The sequence below is a fragment of the Campylobacter sp. RM5063 genome, from assembly GCF_024723655.1.
In the GTDB taxonomy this organism is placed as follows: domain Bacteria; phylum Campylobacterota; class Campylobacteria; order Campylobacterales; family Campylobacteraceae; genus Campylobacter_D; species Campylobacter_D lari_D.
Genome location: NZ_JANQDA010000020.1, coordinates 1 through 21,984 on the forward strand (window position 1 = coordinate 1; position 21,984 = coordinate 21,984).

At 30.0% G+C, this 21,984-nt stretch carries 23 protein-coding genes and 6 tRNA genes; 10 read left to right on the plus strand and 19 right to left on the minus strand.

Features of this window, described 5'->3' with window-relative positions:
* Positions 1–280: 280 nt before the first annotated feature.
* The 17 genes from CAMP5063_RS06980 to tig all read right to left on the minus strand — a co-directional run bounded on the left by CAMP5063_RS06980 (position 281) and on the right by tig (position 11,235).
* Complete coding sequence (locus CAMP5063_RS06980; RefSeq protein WP_337195063.1) at positions 281–472, minus strand: hypothetical protein; 192 nt, start codon at positions 470–472, stop codon at positions 281–283.
* A 34-nt stretch (positions 473–506) separates the two neighbouring features.
* On the minus strand, positions 507–821 hold the full coding sequence (locus CAMP5063_RS06985) for a hypothetical protein (protein ID WP_337195064.1): 315 nt from the start codon (positions 819–821) through the stop codon (positions 507–509).
* Between the two features lie 199 nt (positions 822–1,020).
* Positions 1,021–1,105, minus strand: a tRNA-Leu gene (locus CAMP5063_RS06990).
* Positions 1,106–1,110: 5 nt separating this feature from the next.
* Positions 1,111–1,187 (minus strand) — tRNA-Arg (locus CAMP5063_RS06995).
* Positions 1,188–1,214: 27 nt separating this feature from the next.
* A tRNA-Arg gene (locus tag CAMP5063_RS07000) sits at positions 1,215–1,291 on the minus strand.
* A gap of 3 nt (positions 1,292–1,294) precedes the next feature.
* Positions 1,295–1,371: transfer RNA gene (locus CAMP5063_RS07005), tRNA-His, on the minus strand.
* A gap of 12 nt (positions 1,372–1,383) precedes the next feature.
* Positions 1,384–1,461 (minus strand) — tRNA-Pro (locus tag CAMP5063_RS07010).
* Positions 1,462–1,549: 88 nt separating this feature from the next.
* Positions 1,550–2,272, minus strand: a complete 723-nt coding sequence (locus CAMP5063_RS07015) for a TerC family protein (RefSeq protein ID WP_263666675.1) — start codon at positions 2,270–2,272, stop codon at positions 1,550–1,552.
* Between the two features lie 43 nt (positions 2,273–2,315).
* Positions 2,316–2,888, minus strand: coding sequence for a phosphoribosylglycinamide formyltransferase (gene purN, locus CAMP5063_RS07020; protein WP_263671507.1), 573 nt, complete (start codon positions 2,886–2,888; stop codon positions 2,316–2,318).
* A complete protein-coding gene (locus tag CAMP5063_RS07025) occupies positions 2,879–4,225 on the minus strand; it encodes an NAD(P)H-hydrate dehydratase (protein ID WP_263666673.1) in 1,347 nt (448 codons plus the stop codon). Before CAMP5063_RS07025 ends, purN begins: the two co-directional genes overlap by 10 nt.
* A complete protein-coding gene (gene rmuC / locus CAMP5063_RS07030) occupies positions 4,209–5,549 on the minus strand; it encodes a DNA recombination protein RmuC (RefSeq protein ID WP_337195065.1) in 1,341 nt (446 codons plus the stop codon). The genes CAMP5063_RS07025 and rmuC overlap by 17 nt, the downstream gene beginning before the upstream one ends.
* Positions 5,550–5,551: 2 nt before the next feature.
* A complete protein-coding gene (locus CAMP5063_RS07035; protein WP_263660669.1) occupies positions 5,552–6,238 on the minus strand; it encodes an NYN domain-containing protein in 687 nt (228 codons plus the stop codon).
* A gap of 8 nt (positions 6,239–6,246) precedes the next feature.
* Complete coding sequence (locus CAMP5063_RS07040; protein WP_263661623.1) at positions 6,247–7,755, minus strand: YifB family Mg chelatase-like AAA ATPase; 1,509 nt, start codon at positions 7,753–7,755, stop codon at positions 6,247–6,249.
* Positions 7,752–8,276, minus strand: a complete 525-nt coding sequence (gene def, locus CAMP5063_RS07045; protein ID WP_337195066.1) for a peptide deformylase — start codon at positions 8,274–8,276, stop codon at positions 7,752–7,754. The genes CAMP5063_RS07040 and def overlap by 4 nt, the downstream gene beginning before the upstream one ends.
* A complete protein-coding gene (locus CAMP5063_RS07050) occupies positions 8,273–9,313 on the minus strand; it encodes a GGDEF domain-containing protein (protein WP_133318992.1) in 1,041 nt (346 codons plus the stop codon). The genes def and CAMP5063_RS07050 overlap by 4 nt, the downstream gene beginning before the upstream one ends.
* Positions 9,314–9,325: 12 nt before the next feature.
* Complete coding sequence (gene clpP, locus CAMP5063_RS07055) at positions 9,326–9,916, minus strand: ATP-dependent Clp endopeptidase proteolytic subunit ClpP (RefSeq protein WP_012662167.1); 591 nt, start codon at positions 9,914–9,916, stop codon at positions 9,326–9,328.
* Complete coding sequence (gene tig, locus CAMP5063_RS07060; RefSeq protein WP_337195067.1) at positions 9,916–11,235, minus strand: trigger factor; 1,320 nt, start codon at positions 11,233–11,235, stop codon at positions 9,916–9,918. Before tig ends, clpP begins: the two co-directional genes overlap by 1 nt.
* 109 nt (positions 11,236–11,344) lie before the next feature.
* Between tig and folE the strand changes: the two genes are divergently transcribed.
* From folE to CAMP5063_RS07110, 10 genes are all read left to right on the plus strand, one after another.
* Positions 11,345–11,917: a GTP cyclohydrolase I FolE gene (gene folE, locus CAMP5063_RS07065; RefSeq protein WP_133318995.1), complete on the plus strand. Its 573-nt coding sequence runs from the start codon at positions 11,345–11,347 to the stop codon at positions 11,915–11,917.
* Positions 11,917–13,227 carry a flagellar protein export ATPase FliI gene (gene fliI, locus CAMP5063_RS07070; protein ID WP_337195068.1) on the plus strand — a complete coding sequence of 437 codons (1,311 nt, stop codon included), beginning with the start codon at positions 11,917–11,919 and terminating at the stop codon, positions 13,225–13,227. Before folE ends, fliI begins: the two co-directional genes overlap by 1 nt.
* A 53-nt stretch (positions 13,228–13,280) precedes the next feature.
* Positions 13,281–13,769 (plus strand): hypothetical protein, encoded by a 489-nt coding sequence (locus CAMP5063_RS07075; RefSeq protein WP_133318996.1) that lies wholly within the window; start codon positions 13,281–13,283, stop codon positions 13,767–13,769.
* 53 nt (positions 13,770–13,822) lie between these two features.
* Positions 13,823–14,002 (plus strand): putative motility protein, encoded by a 180-nt coding sequence (locus tag CAMP5063_RS07080; protein ID WP_337195069.1) that lies wholly within the window; start codon positions 13,823–13,825, stop codon positions 14,000–14,002.
* 79 nt (positions 14,003–14,081) lie between these two features.
* Positions 14,082–15,227, plus strand: a complete 1,146-nt coding sequence (locus CAMP5063_RS07085) for a hypothetical protein (protein ID WP_263660676.1) — start codon at positions 14,082–14,084, stop codon at positions 15,225–15,227.
* 126 nt (positions 15,228–15,353) lie between these two features.
* The gene (locus CAMP5063_RS07090; RefSeq protein WP_337195070.1) at positions 15,354–16,532 is read left to right on the plus strand and encodes a NifS family cysteine desulfurase; all 1,179 of its coding nucleotides are present in this window, start codon (positions 15,354–15,356) and stop codon (positions 16,530–16,532) included.
* Between the two features lie 12 nt (positions 16,533–16,544).
* Positions 16,545–17,516: an iron-sulfur cluster assembly scaffold protein gene (locus CAMP5063_RS07095; RefSeq protein ID WP_220566466.1), complete on the plus strand. Its 972-nt coding sequence runs from the start codon at positions 16,545–16,547 to the stop codon at positions 17,514–17,516.
* 85 nt (positions 17,517–17,601) lie between these two features.
* Positions 17,602–18,762 carry a Na+/H+ antiporter NhaA gene (gene nhaA, locus CAMP5063_RS07100; protein WP_133319000.1) on the plus strand — a complete coding sequence of 387 codons (1,161 nt, stop codon included), beginning with the start codon at positions 17,602–17,604 and terminating at the stop codon, positions 18,760–18,762.
* Positions 18,759–19,913 carry a Na+/H+ antiporter NhaA gene (gene nhaA / locus CAMP5063_RS07105; protein ID WP_337195071.1) on the plus strand — a complete coding sequence of 385 codons (1,155 nt, stop codon included), beginning with the start codon at positions 18,759–18,761 and terminating at the stop codon, positions 19,911–19,913. The genes nhaA (CAMP5063_RS07100) and nhaA (CAMP5063_RS07105) overlap by 4 nt, the downstream gene beginning before the upstream one ends.
* Before the next feature lie 54 nt (positions 19,914–19,967).
* Positions 19,968–20,042: transfer RNA gene (locus CAMP5063_RS07110), tRNA-Glu, on the plus strand.
* A 190-nt stretch (positions 20,043–20,232) separates the two neighbouring features.
* Here the strand turns inward: CAMP5063_RS07110 and CAMP5063_RS07115 are convergent.
* Complete coding sequence (locus CAMP5063_RS07115; RefSeq protein ID WP_337195072.1) at positions 20,233–20,859, minus strand: trimeric intracellular cation channel family protein; 627 nt, start codon at positions 20,857–20,859, stop codon at positions 20,233–20,235.
* A gap of 29 nt (positions 20,860–20,888) precedes the next feature.
* A complete protein-coding gene (locus tag CAMP5063_RS07120) occupies positions 20,889–21,932 on the minus strand; it encodes a Cj0069 family protein (protein WP_263676449.1) in 1,044 nt (347 codons plus the stop codon).
* Positions 21,933–21,984 lie beyond the last annotated feature (52 nt).

Consider the following 21,984-nt stretch of genomic DNA (forward strand, 5'->3'; position numbering starts at 1 on the left):
TGGAGAGTTAAATTTTAGTAAAACACAAAACAAGTGATACTATAACTTTAACCAAGTAATTCCATAGCATCTTTGTATACACTAACTAGCGAAGCTAAAGTAACAAAAGCACCGATAATTAAAAAAATCATTTCAATTTTTTTCTTTTATTCTCTTTTATTTTTTCCTTTTTATCTTCTTCTTGATTTTGCTCAATATGCAAAATATCAACAAGATTTTCTATTTGAATTTTTAATTCTTGATGTTGCTCTAAAATATTATAATAATGAAATACAATTTTTCATATTGTGTGTTTTTGTTGGTAGTTATAATGTATTGGGTTGCTAAAAAAATATTTCAAATTAAAAACATAAAAATCTTTTTTAATATCAATAACATCATGGTAGTTTTCTTTATCTATAATACTTGAAGTCAAATTCAAATAATACTCCATTTTCTCACGATAAGCCAAAGAAAGTGCAAACATAGTCATTGTATCTTTAAATTTACTTTCACAATTGTTAAATTTAGCCTGAAACAAAAAAGCCTTTTTCTGAAAACACAACTTTAATATCTGGATTATCATAACAATTTGATTTATCTATTTTTAATGTAAAACTACCTCTTAATAGTTGCGATATTTTACCATCATTCATATTTTCATCAGTATATGCAACTATATAATCTATCACACTTTTTTTAAATTGACAATACTCTTGACCTACGAAAACTCCATCTTTTATACATATAATACATATATCAAAAATTTTATATATTAGTATTGTACCTTTGGCATAATTTTGATCTTCTATATTGGTATAAATTTCTAAATTTTGCGCCAAAAAGATATGAAAAAAAATCCTTTAGCCTTGTATCTTTTTTAAATTTATCCTTGCAAAAATTTTCGATAATTTTAACTTGATATATATTTACCATGATATCTTCCTAATATTTGCAATATATTTTAATTAAAATATTATTATTGTGCAACTAAAAATAAATTATATATAGGTTTTCATATTTGAGTAAAATCTAAATTAGTGGTGCGGATGAAAGGATTTGAACCTTCACGCATTGCTGCACCAGATCCTAAGTCTGGCGTGTCTGCCAATTTCACCACATCCGCAAAAGTGGTACGCTCAAGAGGATTCGAACCTCTGACCTACGGCTTAGAAGGCCGTTGCTCTATCCAGCTGAGCTATGAGCGCAAAAAAATAAAAGTAACAATGGGCTTATGGTGCGCCCGATAGGAATCGAACCCATAACCTACAGATCCGAAGTCTGTCGCTCTATCCAGTTGAGCTACGAGCGCTGATGGGGTGAGTGATGGGAATCGAACCCACGACCCTCAGGACCACAATCTGATGCTCTAACCGACTGAGCTACACTCACCATTTATAAAAATGGTCGGGGTGAAAGGATTCGAACCTTCGGCCCCTTGGTCCCAAACCAAGTGCGCTAACCAGACTGCGCTACACCCCGATGTATAAAAATAAAGCGTTATTTTACATAAAAAAATATTAAAAGTCAAGATAAACAAGAATATTTAGCATAAAAAATGCTAAATATTTTAAGAATTATTTGTTTGTTTTTTTTGTGAAATAATGTTTAAAATTTCAACTACCAAAGAAAAGGCCATAGCTACATAAATATAGGCCTTATCTATATGAATATCAAAACTTTCACATACTAAAACAAAACCTATCATTACTAAAAATGCCAAAGCTAAAATTTTAATGCTTGGATATTTTTCTACAAAATCTGCAATTGGCTTAGAAGCAAAAAGCATTACTAATACTGCAATAATAACAGCAATAATCATAATCTCTATATCTTGAGCAATACCCACAGCAGTAATAACACTATCTAGAGAAAATACTATATCTATCACAGCTATTTCAGCAACTACAATCCAAAGTTTATTGCTGATTTTTATATTACTTTGACTTTCCTCTTGATGTGTTATACTTTCTTTGATTTCTTTGATAGATTTAACTATCAAAAACAAACCTCCAAGCAAAAGCACCAAATCCCTACCTGAAATTTCATTGCCTAATATACTAAATAAAGGTGTAACAAGTTTCATAACCCAAAACAAAGACAATAACAATAAAATTCTAGTAATCATCGCAAAAGCAAGGCCTAAAACTCTACCCTTATCTCTATGTTCTGGTGGTAATTTAGAAACCAAAATAGCCAAGAAAATGATATTATCAATCCCTAGCACAATCTCTAAAGCTGTAAGCGTAAGCAACACTACCCACGCATCCACACTAAAAATCCACTCAAACATTTAACTTCCTTAAAATAAAAAGCGTAATTATAATGATAAAAAATTAATCATTTTCAAAAATTTCAACAATAGTTGCAGGTAAAATTTCATACTCTAATTTATGAATTTTATCTTCAAATTCTTCAAAGCTTAGTTTAGCTTTTTCAAACGCCTTTTGAGCAATGATTTTACCACCATCAAGCTCTTCATTAACCCAATGCACGCTAACACCCGCAACTTTCATATCGCTCTCATAACTTTCTTTGATAGCATGAGCACCTTTAAATAAAGGAAGCAAAGAAGGATGAAGATTAATAGCTTTTATATTTTGAGTGAAAATAGGACTTAAAATTCGCATAAATCCTGCTAAGATGGTCAGATCTGCTTGACTTTCTTTTATAATTTTTACCAACTCTGCGTCAAATTCTTCTCTTGAAGTAAATTTTTCATGCTCTATAATTTGAGTATTAAGGTTATATTTTAAAGCTCTTTGTATACCATAAGCTTCTTTTTTATTGCACACGCATAAAACCACTTCAAAGGTATTTTTACCAAAAGTTTTTTTATGTAATTTTGCTAAAATATTTTCCAAATTACTTCCATTACCACTAAATAAAATTGCTAATTTTATAAGCATTTTAACCCCTTTATCAATTTTAAAGCATCAAAACTAATTTTGTTTTTCTTATAATTTTTAGCTACTAAAGCATGAGCTAATACTGCATTTTTAGCAGCCTCTAAAGCATTAAATTTAGCTCCAAGCAAAGCTGCTATCATACCACTTAACACATCCCCACTTCCACCTTTTGCTAAAGCTTCATTGCCACAATTTACTATAAAAAATTTTTCTTTTTGAGCAATAATAGGATTAGCTCCTTTTAATACCAAAACACATTGAAATTTAGAACTAAACTTTCTTGCATAAAAAAAGCGTTTGTTTTGAATTTCTTCTACGCTTATATCCTCATTAAAACAAAGTTTTAAAAGCATACAAAATTCTTTAGGATGAGGGGTTAAAACAACATCTTCTCTAGCAAGATATGAAAGTAAATTTTCACTTTGAAAGCAATTTGCGTCTAAAACTAAAGGAATGTTTTTTAATCTTTCATCTTTTAAAATACTTAAATCATCAAGTCCCATACCTATAGCAGCTGCATTTATTTTGCTTTCAATATCATCTTTTAGCACAATCAAAGGTGAAAAACTTTCTTTAGCCACTAAAGATACAAGTCCTGCTCCAAATTCTAAAGCACCAAGTCCTGCTAGAGTACCTGCACTTTTATTTGCAAAAATATAAATATGGCCAAAATCGCCTTTATTTGAGTTAATCTTTTTTGTAATAAGTTTTAAATCTTTTTTTTCTAGTAAAAAACTTGAAGTATTTTGCATATAAGGTTTTAAACCCAAATTCGCAATTTTAATTTTACCTGCAAATTCTTTTGCAAAATCTTCTAATAAAATTTCTTTAATCACTCCCATGCAAAGAGTATAATCAGCCTTAAAACATAGCTCTTGTCCAAGCCCGCTAGGAACATCACAAGCTATTTTTAAAGCCTTACTTTTAGCAATTTTTTTAAAAATTCTTTGCAAATTTTCATCTAAAGCTTTATTTAAACCACTCCCAAAAACACAATCAACAATGATGTCAAAATCTTTAAATTTAGGTTCTTTTTTTAAAAATTTAAAACCTATATTTTTTAAAATTTGCTCTTGCTTGATAAACATTGTATTTTTTTTATATGGCATAACAAAAGCAAAAGCTTTTTTTAAATGCCTTATAGCCACAAGTCCATCAGCTCCATTTCCACCAGTACCGAGCAAAAATAAAATTTTGGCATTTTTTATGTTTTTACTTTTTTTCTTAATCAAATTTGCAAGCTCTATGCCTGCATTTTCCATCATTAAAAACTCATCCAAACCTTTTTCAATAAGTTTTTTTTCATAAGAAATATTATCTTTAAATACTGCTTTCATCGCTCATCTCACATTTTATAAATTTTTGAGTTTTAGCGCCTAGCTCTTTAAGCTTTATCACTCTTGAAGCGATATTTCCACTTCCATGAGTAAGCTTTGTTTGCATATTATCTACATTTGTGTTTAATCTTTTAACATTTTCTTTGATTTTTTCAAAATCATCCAAAACGCCTGCAAATTTATCATGAAATTTACCCAGTTCATCAAAAGCTTTTAAGATATTTTCATTACTTTGTATATTTTTCCATGAAATATTTATAGTATTTAATGCCATAAAAAGAGTGTTTGGTGTAGTTAAATAAACCTTTTTTTTGTAAGCGTATTGATAAATTTCAAGATCTACATTTAAAATCAAATCTAGAATATTTTGATAAGGTATAAAAAGCAAAACAAACTCATAAGTGTGTTTATCATACTGCATATAAGGCTTTTTAGCTAACTCATCAATCCTTGATTTTAGATTATAAGCCAAATCAAGACAGGTATTTTTACTAATATCTTCAAAACTAAAATCACTTGGTAGAGAAAATTTTGCATCTATAACTATACTTTTTTGTTTATCTAAAAACACAACCGCATCAGGAATGTAAGTTTTACCCTCATCTTGAAATCTCTCTTGCAATTTATACTGCACACCCTCTACTAAACCACTATTTTCTAAAACTGATTTTAGTTGCAATTCTGCAAAATTACCACGAATTTTTTTATCTCCTTTTAAAATTTTAGCTAGCTTATCTGCATTTTCTCCTATATTTTGACTAAATTTAAACATATGATCAATTTGTGTTTTAATGCTAACTTCATTTTGACTGAGTTTTTCACTATATTCTTTAACACTTTTTTTTACAGGCAAGAAAATTTCTTCTAAGATTTTTTTTGTATCTTCATTGAGCATAAGTTTGTTTTGATTTAAGATACTAGCATTTTGTTTTTGGAAATTTTGCTCTAGCTCTTGTTTTAATCCCGCCAAACTTTGTTTATATTTTTCTTCTAATTTTATTAAGGTTTGAGTGTATTCTTCTTTTAAATTTGCACGCTCTTTTAAATGCATATTTAAAAGTTCTTGTTGAGTTTGTTCTTTTTGTGCTAATTTTGCCTCTAAAGCTTCATTTTTAGATAAATACGATATTTTTTCATCTAAAAGTTTGGAATTTTTTTCTATAAGTGTAGTTTTTTCAAACTCTAAATTAGAAAGTTGATTTTGCAAAGTCATATTGTTTTGATTTAAAAATTCTAACTTTACTTTTTCTTTCTGACTTTTAAATACCACCCATACAAAAGCTAAAATTACAACAGCCAAAAAAGCTATTAAGATATTTTCCATTTTTAAGCCTTTGCTTTTTCAAGGAAATAAATATTTTTCTCATTTGCTTCTTTAAATTGTTTCATCTTTGGTAAAAGTTCTTTCATCAAAGCTTTGAAATTTTTAAAGCCGAAATTTTGTGGAATAAAATTTGCATGTTTTCTGTTCATATTGGTACGAATTTGAGCATATTCTGCGCGACCTTTTTCTTCTATCAAAGCCTCTGCGATATTGATTAAATCTTTGATATATTCTTTTTCAATTATGACTTTTGTTTTTGATTTATCTTGATCTAAATAAAAGAATTCACTAAAGGAATTCACATAAGATTTTACAGCTTGCTTTAAACCCATGCCTATAACTTGTTTTTTATTTTCTTTTAGCTTCTGTATCAAACTAGTATAATCACTATCGCTTGATACAATAATAAAAATATCAATATCTTTTTCATAAAAAACACTCATAATATCAGTAATTAAATACATATCACTTGAATTTTTATTAGCTAAAAAATTAAATTGTTGCATAGCAATGATAGAATATTGTGCGATTTGTTCTTTCCAATTTTGTATATTTTTTTGAGTCCAATCTCCATAAATTCGCTTTATAACAATTTCTCCATAATCAGAAGCAATACCAAAAATCGATTTTGCGTATTTTGAAGGAATATTTTCCGCATCTATAAAAATTGCTATGCTTTTATTTTCCATTTTTGCTCCTAAATATTTCTCATTCTAAAACTTAATGCTTTTAAAATATGAGTTTTTAAAATCAACTCACTTTGCTCTAAATCTGCAATGGTTCTTGCTACTTTTATAGTTTTATTTACCCCTCTTTGAGAAAGATTATATGAATTTATAGCCTTTTGCAAAATTTCATTAGCAGAAGACTCTAAAATACAAAATTGTTTCATCTGCTCATCATTTAATTTAGCATTAAACTCTTCTTGCTGTCTTTGTTTTTGAAATAAAAATCCTTTAAATACCATCTCGCTCATTTGCTCTGATGTTAAACTCATTTTATCCTTATGTGAAATTTCATCCATAGCTACATAAAGATCAATTCTGTCTAAAATTGGAGATGAAATTTTGTTTTTATATTTTTTTATTTCTATTTCTTGACAACGACAATTTTGATTTTTAGAAAATAAATTTCCACAAGGACAAGGATTTTGCGCACAAGCAAATAAAAATTTAGTTTCATAAATCACTTTGGTATTAACTCTTGAAATAAGAATTTTAAAATCCTCTAATGGCTCCCTTAAACTTTCTATGATTTGTTTTGAAAAATGAGGAAACTCATCAAAAAATAAAACTCCTCCATTTGCAAGTGCTATTTCTCCTATCTTGGCATTTTTAGTTCCTCCGCCAAAAATACTAGCTCTAGTACTTGTATGATGAGGACTTCTAAAAACCCTACTAGCGCTAAAATCATCATCTAAAGAATTTAATGACTTATAAGCGTTTTGAGCTAAAATTTCTTTCAAGCTTTGCGGTGGCATGATAAAAGGAAGTCTTTTAGCACACATACTTTTACCGCTACCTGGACTACCTTCAAATAAAATATTATGCATTCCTAAAGCTGCTATTATACAAGCAAATTTAGCATTTTCTTGGCCTTTAACTTCCTTAAAATCATAAGGAAAGCTAGTGTTTTTTATATATTTTTCCCCATTAAATTTTATAGCATTTTCAAATAAAGGATGCGCATTGCATATATGATAATTCTCATATTTTTTTTCTTTAAAAAAATCTACAGCCTGGGCTAAATTTTCTAAAGCATAAATTGTTAAATTAGGTATCATTGAAGCTTTTTGTGCTATGGCTTTTGGCACTACTACTTTGGCATTTTGTATTTTTGTACTTAAAAAAAGCAAGATAGAAAATAAACTAGCAGTGCTTTTTATACTCCCATCTAATCCAAGTTCTCCAAAAACAAAAAAATCATCTAAAATTTCTTTTTGAAATAAAATCAAAATTGCAATAGCTAAGTCAAAATGAGAACCATTTTTAGGAATATCCGAAGGACTTAAGTTGATAGTAATTTTTTGTGCCGGAAAGCTAAAATTCTGACTTAACAAAGTTGCTTTAATTCTTTCAGTGCTTTCTTTGATGGTAGAGTTTGCAAGACCCACTATGCTAAAGCCTGGCAAGCCTCTTGTGAAAGTTGATTCTACATCGATGATATCAAGTTCTGTAGAAAAACTTGCACATTTTAGCTTTTTCATTTATTCTTTTTGGATTTTTTCTTAAAGTCTTTATCAAATTTTTGACGCTTTAAAAAAGAAAGTTTTTCTATAAATAAATGTCCATCAAGATGATCAACTTCATGTTGGATAGCCACTGCTAAAAAATCATATGCTTGTAAACTTTGTAGTTTGCCAAATCTATCTTGATAGTCAAGTTGTATATTTTTATAACGCATTACATCTTCATAAAAGCCTGGTATGCTTAAACAACCCTCATTACAAGAAATTCTTTCATCATCTAAAGGTGTTATAATGGGATTGATGATTTCTAAAAGAGTTTGTTTGTCTTCTTTTTGCTCACCTTCTTCATCACCAATATCTACAAGTAAAGCTCTAATTGGCACATCAACTTGGATAGCTGCCAAACCTACACCTTTATTAGCTATCATTGTTTCATACATATCATCTAAAAGTATATGTAAATCTTTATCAAAATTTTCTACTTTTTTTGATTCTAAAAATAATCTTGGATTAGGATAGGTAATTATCTTTCTTATCATTTTTCTTTTTCCACTATTACAAAAGGTTCTAAATTTTTTCCCGAGTCTTTTAAAGCTTCAATGCATTTTTCTATTAATTCTTCACCTTTGCTGTCACTATTAACTGCACTAATAGCAACCTCCACATCTGCCTCTATTTCTTTATCTGCTAAGAAAAAATTTGAATTTTCTAAGGATTCTAAAATTTTATTGCATATTTCTTGTGCTTTTTCTAAATTAGTATGAGAGATCATTATAGCAAAAATATTATTTCCACAATGTGCTACTATATCACTTGAAGAAACATTTTTACTAAAAATTTTACAAACACTTTTTAAAAAGGCATTTTTCTCTTTTTGAGTATAAGTTTGCTCTAAAATTTCCTCTTTTACTCTAAAGAATATCAAAGAGGTATAATAATTATATTTAGCATTACTCTCTATGCTTTTTTCCAAATTTTCTAAAAAATATTTTTTATTAAAAACTCCAAATTTAGAGTCAAAATCACTCTGCTCTTCTATATGTTTATAAGTCTGTCTAACCTCATCAAAATTTTCTTTAATCTCATCTGAATACTTATCTAAAATGCTAGAAAATCTTGAAAGGTCTGTTTCAAGGGCATGGATTACATTAGAAACAGCTAAATTTCCTGTACTAATAGCAAGTTCTGAATTACGCCTTTTTAGCATATCTTTAACTGTTTCAAGATGCCTATAAATCATGGCAATATATTGCAATAATGCCGAAGTAGAATTAAAACTTTTCTTTATTTCTTGTTCTATATTTGCACGCTTAAGACCATCATCATTTTGCTCAAATTCCATAATCTCACCAACTTTTTTCTTAAAAGCTCCTGGACGCTCTTCAAGCATTTTTTGAAAATAAACCCCATAATTAGTAGGAGTTGGAGGCACATTATCTTTTACAAGTTCAGTTAAAATAGATTTCGCAAATTTCTCAAATTCGCCTCCACTAATTTTTTGAATTTTTGGAGCTTCTTTGGCTGGAGTTGGATCGCTATTTAAATTTAAATCAGCAAATAAATCATCATCTAGCATTGCTTTGTTTCCTTATTTAAAACTTTTTTCCAAAACCTTATCGATTAAGCCATATTCCTTAGCCTCTATAGCACTCATAAAAAAATCTCTATCGGTATCTTTTTCTATTTTAGAAAGTTTTTGCTTAGTATTTTTTGCCAAAATATCATTTAAAATCGCTTTTAATCTTAGAATTTCTTTTGCCTGAATTTCTATATCTGTTGCTTGTCCTCTTGCACCACCTAGTGGTTGGTGGATCATAATTCTTGAATTTGGCAGAGCAAATCTTTTCCCTGGAGCACCACAACTAAGCAAAAATGCACCCATAGAAGCAGCTTGACCAATACAAATAGTACTTACATCAGCTTTAATATAATTCATCGTATCATAAATACTAAATCCACTTGTCACAACCCCGCCTGGTGAGTTAATATAAAGATAAATATCTTTTTGAGGATCTTCAGCTTCTAAAAACAAAAGCTGTGCCACGATAGAAGCAGCAAGATCATCATTGATCTCACCACTTAGCATGATAATCCTATCTTTTAAAAGTCTTGAGTATATATCATAACTTCTTTCGCCTCTGCTTGTTTTTTCAACTACATAGGGTATATATGAACTCATTATTTTTCACTTTCTTTTTCGGTTTTCTTTTTATCATTTTTTTTAAAAATATCAGCAAAAAGTTTTTCTTCAATTAAAGACATTTTAATAGCAGGTAATGCACCTTGCTTTTTATAATTATCTAAATGTTCTTGTGGGTTAAAACCATATCTATAGGCTTCAAAATAAATTGCTTGGATTAATTCTTGATCGCTTACTGTAACATTTCTAAGTTTTGCTAGCTCATCTATAATGAAAGTTAATTTTACGCTTTTTTGCGCATCTTCTTTGAAACTTTCTCTTTTTTCTTTATATTTAGCCTCATCTTTAAATTCTTTTAATTCCTCTTCGCTTAAAGTTCTTAAAGAGCTTCTAAATTGCATATCTGTTTCTTGCTCTACTATATTTCTTGGCAAAACAAAGTCAAACTTAGCTACTAAAGCTTCTGCAAATTGATTTTTAAGCTCATCATTAATAAGTTTAAAGATTTTTTCATTTTTTAGTTGTTCTTTTAATTTTGCGTCTAATTTTTCAACACTTGGCTCTTTTTCTTCAGGAAGTAAGTTTTTTAAAAGCTCTTCATTTAATTCAGGTAATTTAAGTTCTTGAATTTCATGAATTTTTACTTTAAATACCGCATCTTTTCCTGCTAAATGTGCTGCACCATATTCTTTTGGAAAAGTTACATTAATATCTTTTTCCTCGCCTGCTTTTAAACCAATCATACCTTCTTCAAATCCTGGTATAAATTGTTTTAAGCCAATCTCTAAAACATAATTTTGAGCTTTTCCACCATCAAAAGCTTTACCATCAACAAAACCTTCAAAATCAAATTTAGCAAAATCGCCTTCTTTTAAAGCTCTTGCCTCTTTAATCGCTTCAGGAGTAGCAAATCTTTTTAATAATTCTTCTTTTTTTGCATCAATTTCTTTTTGAGTTACTTTTGGTGTATTATAAGTTGGAATTAGTTCTTCATATCCATCTAATTTTACTTCTGGCTTAAAAGATAATACCATTTGAGCTTCAATATCGCCATCTTTTCTATCAAATTTTTCAAAATATGGCTCACCTACTAAATCTTTAGCCTCTTTTTTAACTTCTTTTAAAGCACCATCTACAGCATTTCTTAAAAGATCTTGCTCCGCATCTCTTGTAAGCTCTTTTTCATATCTTTTAAGTATAGCAGCAACAGGAACTTTTCCTGCTCTAAAACCATCCATTTTCATAGTTTTAGATGCTTTTTTAGCTAATTTTTCAACTTCTGCTTTAATAGCTCCTTGAGCAATTTTCACAGTAGCATTTGCATTTGCAAAATCAATTAGTTTTGCTGTAACTTCCATAATATTTTCCCTTTTTAAATAAAATTTCTTGATAATATACCAAAATTTTCCTTATCACTTTATATAAAAATAAAAATATGTTAAAATTTTAATTTTTGATGGAGAAAAAATGCAAGAAAAATTTGAACAATCAGTAAAAAATATGTTAGAAATTATCGGGGAAAATCCGCAAAGAGAAGGACTTTTAAAAACTCCTACAAGAGTTTTTAAAGCTTTTGAATTTTTAAATAGTGGTTATAAACAAGATCCAAAACAAATACTAAATGATGCCTTATTTGAAAGCTCAAACAACGAAATGGTTTTAGTAAGAGATATAGAATTTTATAGTCTTTGTGAGCATCATCTTTTACCTTTTTTTGGGCGCGTACATGTTGCGTATATACCGGATAAAAAAGTCGTAGGTCTTAGTAAAATTCCACGCCTTGTGGAAGTTTTTGCAAGACGCTTGCAAATTCAAGAACAACTCACAGAACAAATCGCAGAATCCTTAATGGAACATGTAGGTGCAAAAGGTGTTGGAGTAGTTATTGAAGCAAGACACATGTGTGTTGAAATGCGTGGGGTGCAAAAAGCAAATTCTACTACTAGCACTTCAGCACTAAGAGGTAGCTTTTTAAAAAGTGAAAAAACAAGAAAAGAATTTTTCACTTTAATTAACTCGGCAAAACAGGTTAGATTTTAATGGGTTTAGAAAAACTTCGTAGTAAAATTGCTTCACAAAATCTTGCTAGTGTTTTTGGTCAGATTACTAAAATTTCGAGTACTAGTATAGAAATAAATGGCTTAAAAACTAGCATAGGTGATATCATTAAAATAGTTTCTAGTGAAGATGAGAGTAAAGAAGCTATGGCTATGGTGGTAGAAGTAGATGAAAATTTAAGCTATTTGAGTCCTTTTGGTTTTGTGGAAGGTTTTAAAATAGGCGATCGTGCTTTTATTAACGATGCAGGTATGCAAATAGGAGTTAGTGATGAACTTTTAGGAAGAGTAGTTGATCCTTTTATGCGACCAAAAGATGGTAAAGGACCTATTGAGGCAAGTAAATTTATGCCTATTATGCGAGCACCTATTGATGCAATGAAGCGAGGTTTGATAGAAGAAGTTTTTCCAGTAGGTGTTAAAACAATAGATGCACTTTTAACTTGCGGGGTAGGACAAAAGCTTGGGATTTTTGCAGGAAGTGGGGTTGGTAAATCAACTCTTATGGGTATGATAGTGAAAAATTCCAAAGCTCCTATTAAAGTCATAGCTTTAATAGGAGAGCGCGGTAGAGAAATTCCTGAATTTATACAAAAAAATCTTGGTGGTAAGCTTGATGATACCGTAATCATCGTTGCAACAAGTGATGATAGTGCGCTGATGAGAAAATATGGAGCATTTTGCGCTATGAGTGTGGCTGAATATTTTAAAGAACAAGGTAAAGATGTGTTATTTATCATGGATAGTGTAACGCGTTTTGCTATGGCTCAAAGAGAAATAGGTCTTGCCCTAGGTGAACCACCTACAACAAAAGGTTATCCGCCAAGCGTTTTAAGTCTTTTACCTCAGCTTATGGAAAGAACAGGAAAGGAAGAAGGTAAAGGCACTATAACAGCATTTTTTACCGTGTTAGTTGATGGAGATGATATGAGTGATCCAATAGCTGACCAAAGTAGATCCATCCTAGATGGCCATATAGTACTTAGTCGTGAACTCACTGACTTTGGAATTTATCCACCTATAAATATACAAAATTCAGCCTCAAGGGTTATGGGGGATATTATTAGTGATGAACACAAACTAGCTGCTAGAAAATTTAAGCGTTTAAATTCTTTGCTTAAAGAAAATGAGGTTTTGCTTAGAATTGGTGCTTATCAAAAAGGTACCGATAAAGAACTTGATCAAGCCATTGCTAAAAAAGACTTTATGCAACAATTTTTAAGTCAAAATCCTGAAGAAAGTTTTGAATTTGAAAATACGATTAATATGCTAAAGATGATTGATACGCAATAATTGGAATGGTTTTTGCTTTTTTATGATAAAAAGTCATGAAAAAAGGATGGATCATGTCAAATATAGCATTTTTAGATCATCAACAAAGCTTAGGTTTAAAATATACCGATATTTGTCAGAATATTTTTGAAAGAGAAATTTTTACACATATGTTTTTAGAATGCATAAGTTTTGTTTTACTAGAAGATAAAGCAAAATTAAAATATTTAAAAATTATCGCTTCAAAAGAAGATTTTATAATCGAATTTAAAATCAATAATCAAAAAAAATCTTTTATTATTAATAATAAAAAAGTTCTAAATGAAGAATTCAGTGCAAAAAGAATGACTCAAGATGAATATGAAAGAGAAGTGGCGAGAATTTATCAAATCGAAAGATATTTAAAAGCCCAAAATAATCTTCAAAATTTTTCTAATGAAATTAGCACTACAATGAAAAATCTTTTTAAAGATATGGATGAATTTAAAAATTATATCGATATGCTTGAAGCAAAAGAAAACACCCACAATCATTACTTATCAAAAATTTATAATATAGCTTAATATTTACCAAACTTTGCCGATAATACCTTTGATCCAAACAAAAGGAGTATGTTATGGGCGAAGTTACAAACAATCAAGCAAACTTAATGCTTAACATTGCAACTACTATGATGAAAAAAACCATAGAAGTTAATGAAAATGCAGTAATGCAAGTACTTGAAGGCATAAATGCAAACCCTGCTCCAACTACTACTCCTACTGCTAGTTCAGGATTACTTGACATTTACGCTTAAAATTTTTCTCTTCAATTCAAAAATTTTGGCATAGCTTTTGCTTTTTAAAAGTTAAGCAATATTTTTGAAGAGAAGAGTTATGTTTGTAAATTCTAATGTTAATCCGTATCAGAATTTTGCAAATTATCCTTTTGCAAAAACTGGACACATAGAAGAAAAAAAAGAAAATACTAATATTAAAAGTGATTTACTTGATATCAATGGTTCTAATTTAGACTATAAAGTGACTTATGCAAGTGAATTTGGTTTTAGAATCAACGAGCAAGGTTTTTTTGAAAAAGATCTTAATAAAGCAGCTGCTTTGCCTCTTGATTATGATATTAATATAAAAAGTATAAGAGAAATTTCAAAACAACTTATAAAGCTTGATGAGAATTTAAATTATAACAAAATAGATTTACCAAGACTTTTAAACACTTATCACAACACATTAAAAACTATAAATCCACAGTTTCAAAACAATGACAATGATTTTTTAAGTAAAGCTCAAATTTCAGAGTTAAATCAAGGTTATAGTTATACTTATGAGGGTAAAATTTTAAAAGTTTATGAAAATGCTAAAAATTTACAAAATGCAAAAGAATCAAATAAAAATTTAAACACCTTAATGCTTGATAATAAAATAGGTGATTTTGCGTTTAACGCAAGCATAGAAAATACAGCTAGTAATCCTGTTATCAAACCTTATTTAAATAAACAAGGGGAGGTTTCTAAAAGTGGGTTGCTGCTCAATTATATTTATCATGATTTAAAAGAACAAAATCACAATAAAGCTAATTTTTTTCTATCGCCTATTGAGTTGGATATGTCCTCTAGTGTAAATTTTCAAAAACTCATGAGAGGTCAAATGAGTATGCAAGATTATATTAATGAAAACAATAAAGAAAAAATGAGTTTTGATTTATATTTATATATCAATGGAGTAGATAAAAACAACACCTCAGAAGATAAGCTTTCAGTTTTCTTTCAACAATATATTAACTATCAACATAGCATTAACATGAAAGAATTTGCCAATTCAAGTTCTATTTATAGTCTTTATAGCGAGCAAGTTAGTAAAGAAATTGAAGTTTTAAAAGAAGAATTCAATCAAAACAATCCTAATATTGATCTTGAAAAAATCAATACTCAAAAAGAACTTTTAGATACTCAATTTTTAGAAAATAGAAAAAAACAAGCTAGTATTAACAAAATTTTACATTCTTATTTAAATGCTATGGCTTAACTTGTGCTAAAATAATAATGTAAATTATTACACAAGTTAAAAACTTACTTGATTTAATATTAAATTTAATATTTTAGTGTATATTAACAAAAAAGATAAAAATTATCCTAATTAAAGGAGTATAATTTGAAAGTATATTTAGATAACAACGCAACAACACAACTTGCACCAGAAGCTTACGAGCTTATGAAGCCTTTTTTAAAAGAGCATTTTGGAAACCCAAATAGCCTTCATCAATGGGGTAGTGCAACCCATCCTGCCTTAAAAGAAGCTATGGATAAACTTTATATAGGTGTAGGAGCAAGTGATTTAGATGATATTATTATCACTTCCTGTGCTACAGAAAGTATCAATTGGGTGTTAAAAGGTGTGTATTTTGATAAAATTTTAAATAGCGATAGAAATGAAGTAATTATTTCTAGCGTGGAACATCCCGCAGTAGCTGCTAGTGCTATGTTTTTAAAATCTTTAGGGGTAAAAGTTATAGAACTTGGTGTTGATCATGAGGGTGTTTCTAGCGTAAAAGATTTAAAAGAAGTTATTTCAGATAAAACTGCCCTAGTGAGTATTATGTGGGCAAATAATGAAACTGGTATGATTTTTCCTATAGAAGAAATGGCTCAAATTACTCATGAATACGGAGCGTTATTCCATACTGATGCAACCCAAGCTGTTGGGAAAATCAAAGTTAATTTTGCAAAAGCTGGAGTTGATTTTGCTTCATTTTCTGCACATAAATTCCATGGTCCAAAAGGAGTTGGTGGGCTTTATATTAAAAAAGATATAGAACTAACTCCACTTTTACATGGTGGTGAGCATATGGGTGGCAGAAGAAGTGGAACTTTAAATGTGCCATATATTATAGCAATGGCAGAAGCTTTAAGAATTGCAAATACTATGCTTGACTTTGAAAATTCACACATTAGAAAATTAAGAGACAAACTAGAAGATTTAATTTTAGCAATACCTGATACAAGCGTAGTTGGAGATAGATCAAGAAGAGTTCCAAATACAATTTTAGCAAGCATTAAAGGCGTAGAAGGTGAAGCTATGCTTTGGGATTTAAATAAAAATGGCATAGCAGCAAGCACTGGATCAGCCTGCGCTAGTGAAGCACTTGAGAGCAACCCTATCATGGAAGCAATTGGTGCTGAAAATGATTTAGCTCATACTGCCCTAAGACTTTCTTTATCTAGATTTAACACAGAAGATGAAATTGATTATACAGCAGAGCAGATAAAAAAAGCAACGCAAAGACTTAGAGCAATCTCAAGCACTTATGCGTATAAGCCTGAAAATATTTAAAGGATAAAAAAAATGGCAAAAAATAATTTAATTGGCGGATCTATTTGGGATGAGTATTCTCAAAAAGTACAAGATAGAATGAATAACCCTCAACATATGGGCGAATTTACACAAGAAGATGCACAAAAAGCAAATGCAAAACTTATTATTGCAGATTTTGGAGCTGAAAGCTGTGGTGATGCAGTTAGACTTTATTGGCTAGTGGATGAAAAAACAGATAAAATCATTGATGCTAAATTTAAAAGCTTTGGCTGTGGAACAGCAATAGCAAGTAGTGATACTATGGTTGATCTTTGCATAGGTAAAACCGTGGATGAGGCTGTTAAAATTACAAATTTAGATGTTGAATTTGCTATGAGAGATAATCCGCAAACTCCTGCGGTTCCACCTCAAAAAATGCACTGTTCGGTTATGGCTTATGATGTTATCAAACAAGCAGCAGCACATTATAAAGGAGTCAATCCTGAAGACTTTGAAGATCAAATTATAGTTTGTGAATGTGCTAGGGTAAGCCTTGGAACTATCAAAGAGGTAATTAAACTAAATGATTTACATACAGTAGAAGAAATCACACAATTTACAAAAGCAGGAGCTTTTTGTAAATCTTGTGTTAAACCTGGAGGACATGAGAAAAAAGATTATTACCTTGTAGATATTTTAGCTGAAACTAGAGCTGAAATGGAAAGAGAGAGATTAAAAGATCAAAGTAAAGCAGATATTGCTTTTGATGATATGACCATGGTTAAACAATTAAAAGCAGTAGAGGCTGTTTTAGATAGCGATGTGCGTCCGATGCTACACGGAGATGGTGGGGATTTGGAAGTAATTGATATACAAAAAAGTGAAAGTAAAAATATAGATGTATATATACGCTATCTTGGAGCTTGCAGTGGTTGCTCAAGCGGAAGTGGCGCAACTTTATATGCCATAGAAAATATCTTACAAGAAGAACTTAGTCCAAATATACGCGTTATACCTGTTTAAGCAGTTTTTCTGCTTAAACTTTTAAATTTCAAGCCTTTTTATGTTAAAATAACGCATTAATTAAAAATTTAAAAAGGCTATTTATATGCAAAGACTTCAAACCTTTGTTAAAAGCGAAACTTTTCCGGGTGTTTTGCTAATATTTTTCACTTTACTTGCATTAATTTTACAAAACAGCTCTTTAACAGATCAATACACCAACTTTTTAAATATTCCTTTTGGGTTTCAAGCAGGAAGTTTAGAAATTTTCAAACCTTTGCTTTTATGGATTAATGATGGACTTATTGCGATTTTTTTCTTTGCCATAGGGCTTGAATTAAAGTATGAAGTAACAAGAGGACAGCTAAATAGTATAAAAGCTATGTCTTTACCTGTATTTGCTGCACTTGGTGGTATGATAGTACCTGCATTGATTTTTGCATTTTTTAATTATAAAGATGCTTTTGCTTTGCAAGGTTGGGCTATACCAACAGCAACTGATGTGGCTTTTGCAGTAGGAATTTTAATGCTTTTAGGTAAAAAAGTACCTACTTCATTAAAATTATTCTTGCTTTCCTTGGCTATTTTTGATGATTTGGGTGCGATTATTGTGATTGCTTTATTTTACACAAGCGAGCTTTCAGTATTTGCTATGATCGCTGCTTTGGTATGTATATTAGCACTTTATTTATTAAATCATTTTCATGTTACTAAAAAATCCTTTTATATCATTATAGCTATAGTATTTTGGATAAGCATGCTAAAAAGTGGAGTGCATGCAACTTTAGCGGGTGTGATTACTGCTTTGTTTATACCACTTGAAACAAAAAATGGAAAATCTTTTTTAAAAGAAATCGAACATGATTTAGCACCTTGGGTAAGTTATTTTATTTTACCTATTTTTGCCTTTGCAAATGCAGGTGTTGATTTAAAAGATATGGATCCAAGCTTTATGTTTTCTTCGGTTAGCTTAGGTATTATTTTAGGTTTATTTTTAGGAAAACAAATAGGTGTCTTTTTATTTTCATATATTAGTATAAAACTAGGCTTAGCAAAACTTCCACAAAATGTTAATTTCAAACAACTCTATGGAGTTTGCATACTCACAGGTATAGGTTTTACCATGAGCTTTTTTATAGATGGCTTAGCTTATCAAAATAGTGATATTTTTGCATATTCAGATAAGCTTGCTATTTTAATAGCCTCTTTGTTAAGCGCTGTGATTGGCTATGTTTATTTAAAACTCATTTATAGTTTCAAAAAATGAAATTTAAAAACCTCCAAAGCTTTTTATCTCTTGAAATTTTAGGAGGATTGTTGCTTTTAATAGCAACAATCTTTGCTTTATTACTCAAAAATAGCCCTTATGGACAACACTATATGAATTTTTTAAGTGTAGAAATGGGTATAAAAATAGGAGCTTGGGAGCTTTTTAAACCTTCTTTGTTATGGATTAATGATGGACTGATTGCAATTTTTTTCTTTGCAATAGGACTTGAATTAAAAAAAGAATTTGTTCAAGGAGAATTTAAAACTCTTAGCAATATTACTCTACCCTTAATAGCTGCTATAGGTGGTATAGTAGTACCTGCTTTGATATTTTGTGCTATTAATTTTAATGATACTTATGTTTTAAAAGGTTGGGCTATACCAACAGCAACTGACACTGCATTTGCTCTAGTTATACTTGCAATGCTAAAACAACGCATACCAAGCTCTTTAAAAATATTTTTAGTTTCTTTGGCGATTTTTGATGATGTAGGAGCTATTTTAATCATTGCTATTTTTTATACAGGTGAGCTTTCAACTTTGGCTTTTTTTGTTGCCTTTTGCTGCATTGTTGGCTTGTTTTTACTTAATCGCTTAGGTAATGAAAGAAAATCATTTTATTATATACTTGGTGCTCTGCTTTGGCTTAGCGTATTAAAAAGTGGAGTACATGCGACTTTAGCAGGTATTATTACTGCTTTATTCATTCCTGTATATACAAAAAACAATCATGCTTTATTAGAAGAAATTGAGCATGGGTTAAAATTTTGGATAGCTTTTATAATATTACCACTTTTTGCTTTTGCAAACGCAGGAGTTGATCTTTCTAAAATAGAATTTCATATGCTTTTTAGTGGTGTAAGCATGGGTATATTTTTGGGACTTTTTGTTGGAAAACAACTAGGTGTATTTGGCTTTGCCTATATGGCGATTAAATTCAAACTTGTAAAACTACCAAAAGATGCAAATTTTAAACAACTCTATGGAGTTTGCATACTCACAGGTATAGGTTTTACCATGAGCTTTTTTATAGATGCTCTTGCTTATGAAGTGAGTGATATATTTAATTTTGTAGATAACTTTGCAATCTTACTAGCCTCATTAGCTTCTGGTGTATTTGGCTATTTTTACCTGCGTTTTATTAAATAATTAAGCTTTTTTTAAATTAAATAAGATATAATTTCATTTCTTATTTAATGTTTTGGCCCATTCGTCTAGCGGTTAGGACATCGCCCTTTCACGGCGGTAACACGAGTTCGAGTCTCGTATGGGTCACCACTCTTTTAACTCCTAAATAAAAATAATATAAACAATAGTTTCAATATTTAAGCTTAATATAAATTTAATATATCAAATAAATATTCTAAAATAAAATATAAATAAATATTGCTTACTAGCAGAGCTCGCAGGGATTTTATAAAAACATTATAAATAACAAAACTTGCATTTTAAAATCTAAAAGATAAAATTAGTTTTCTTTATTTTCTCCATCCTTAAAAGAAAATATAGGCAAACTTAAACCATAATGTATCGCTAAAAGTCTTGCTATAGTTCCTACAATCAATGAAGCAAGAATTACCCATAATTCATCTATGCCTAAAATATGCAATATATAATACAAAGCTCCTGTTAATATGGCCACACCTGCATAAATTTCTTTTTGAAATACAAGTGGTATCCTAGCACATAATATATCTCTTAATATCCCGCCAAATACACCTGTAATCACAGCTGAACTCACAGCCACTATAAAACCATACCCCATTTGTATTGCAATTTGTGCACCTAAAACACTAAAAACAACCAAACCTATAGCATCTAAAATTAAAAAAAGTTTTTCAAGTCTTATAACATATTTAGCAATTTTTGTTGTAATCATAGCCGCAACACAAATCAAAATGACATATTCAGGAGTTTTAATCCAAGTTAATGGATGATGATCAAGTAAAATATCTCTAATAGAACCTCCACCAATAGCTGTTACCAAAGCTATAAATATCACTCCAAAAAGATCCATTTTGTGCCGTCCTGCAGCAATAGCCCCCGTCATTGCATCAACAGTAATTCCGATAATATAAAGTATAGTTAAAAGCATAATGAGTTAAAACCCTTGTTAAACAAGGGTTAATTTTTACTCACGATATTAATGATATTTTGAGCTACTTTTTTAGCAATAGGCTCAACAAATTCAGCAGGAGAAGTAAATCCTACGCAAGAGCAGTTAATCTCACCTAAAACATATTTATCTTTACCATTTTCATCTGTATCTAAGATAAAATCCGCTGTCCAAATTAAAGGAATATCGTAATTTCCAAGCTTTGAACGAATTTCAGGTAAGGTTGCTAAAAACCAATCTACCAATTCTTGCCAATCTTTTGGCTCATCATATCTATATTTTGCACCTGAAAAGAGTGTAGCAGAGAATGCATCAGCACCTTCTGCAGGCTTTTTATGCACTACATAAATTGGAGTATGATAAAGCATTAAAATTCTAATTTCACCTTCTTTAATACGCGGTAAAAAAGTCATATCTACAAGCATACCATTATCACCCACAATGTATTGCTCACAAAAATCCATAAATTCACCAAGCTCTCTTTCTTCTGTATGATTGTCTTTTGCTTCCGTGCATTTGATTTTTGCATTTAATGGCACACTTGTAGCCCCCGCTGGCAGTTCATCTATTAATCTCACACGCCAAATTCCCTCGCCTGTTGAACCACGATTTTGCTTCAAAACCCTCTCGCCTTTTGCTAAGGTTTTTACAAAACTTTCTTTAAAAGTTTTAATATCATAATACGCATAAGTATCTTCAGGCACTAAAGCTGTTTTATTAAGCTTAGTAAGTGCATCTTTAGCGCCATATCCTATCATCGCATCAGGATGAGGCATACCTATAACACCATTTGCACAAAGTTTTCTTAACATATCAAAGTATTCATTTTCTTCTTTTAAATTTCCTGGGTTAATTCTAGAAACATAAGCATCAGCATTGTTTTTTACATATTCATAAATTTCGTCTTTTTTTTCAACTTCAAAAAAGATAACCTCAGCGTTCCAACCTTGCTCTTTTAAAGCATTTACCATAGGCATGGTGTCTTTTCTATGGCCATCTTCACCTTTATCGCTACCACCTCTAACTTCAAAAAATACGATATTTTTTTTCATATTGCTCCCTTTTTAAAGATATTTTATCATCATATCAAAATAAGTATTAAAT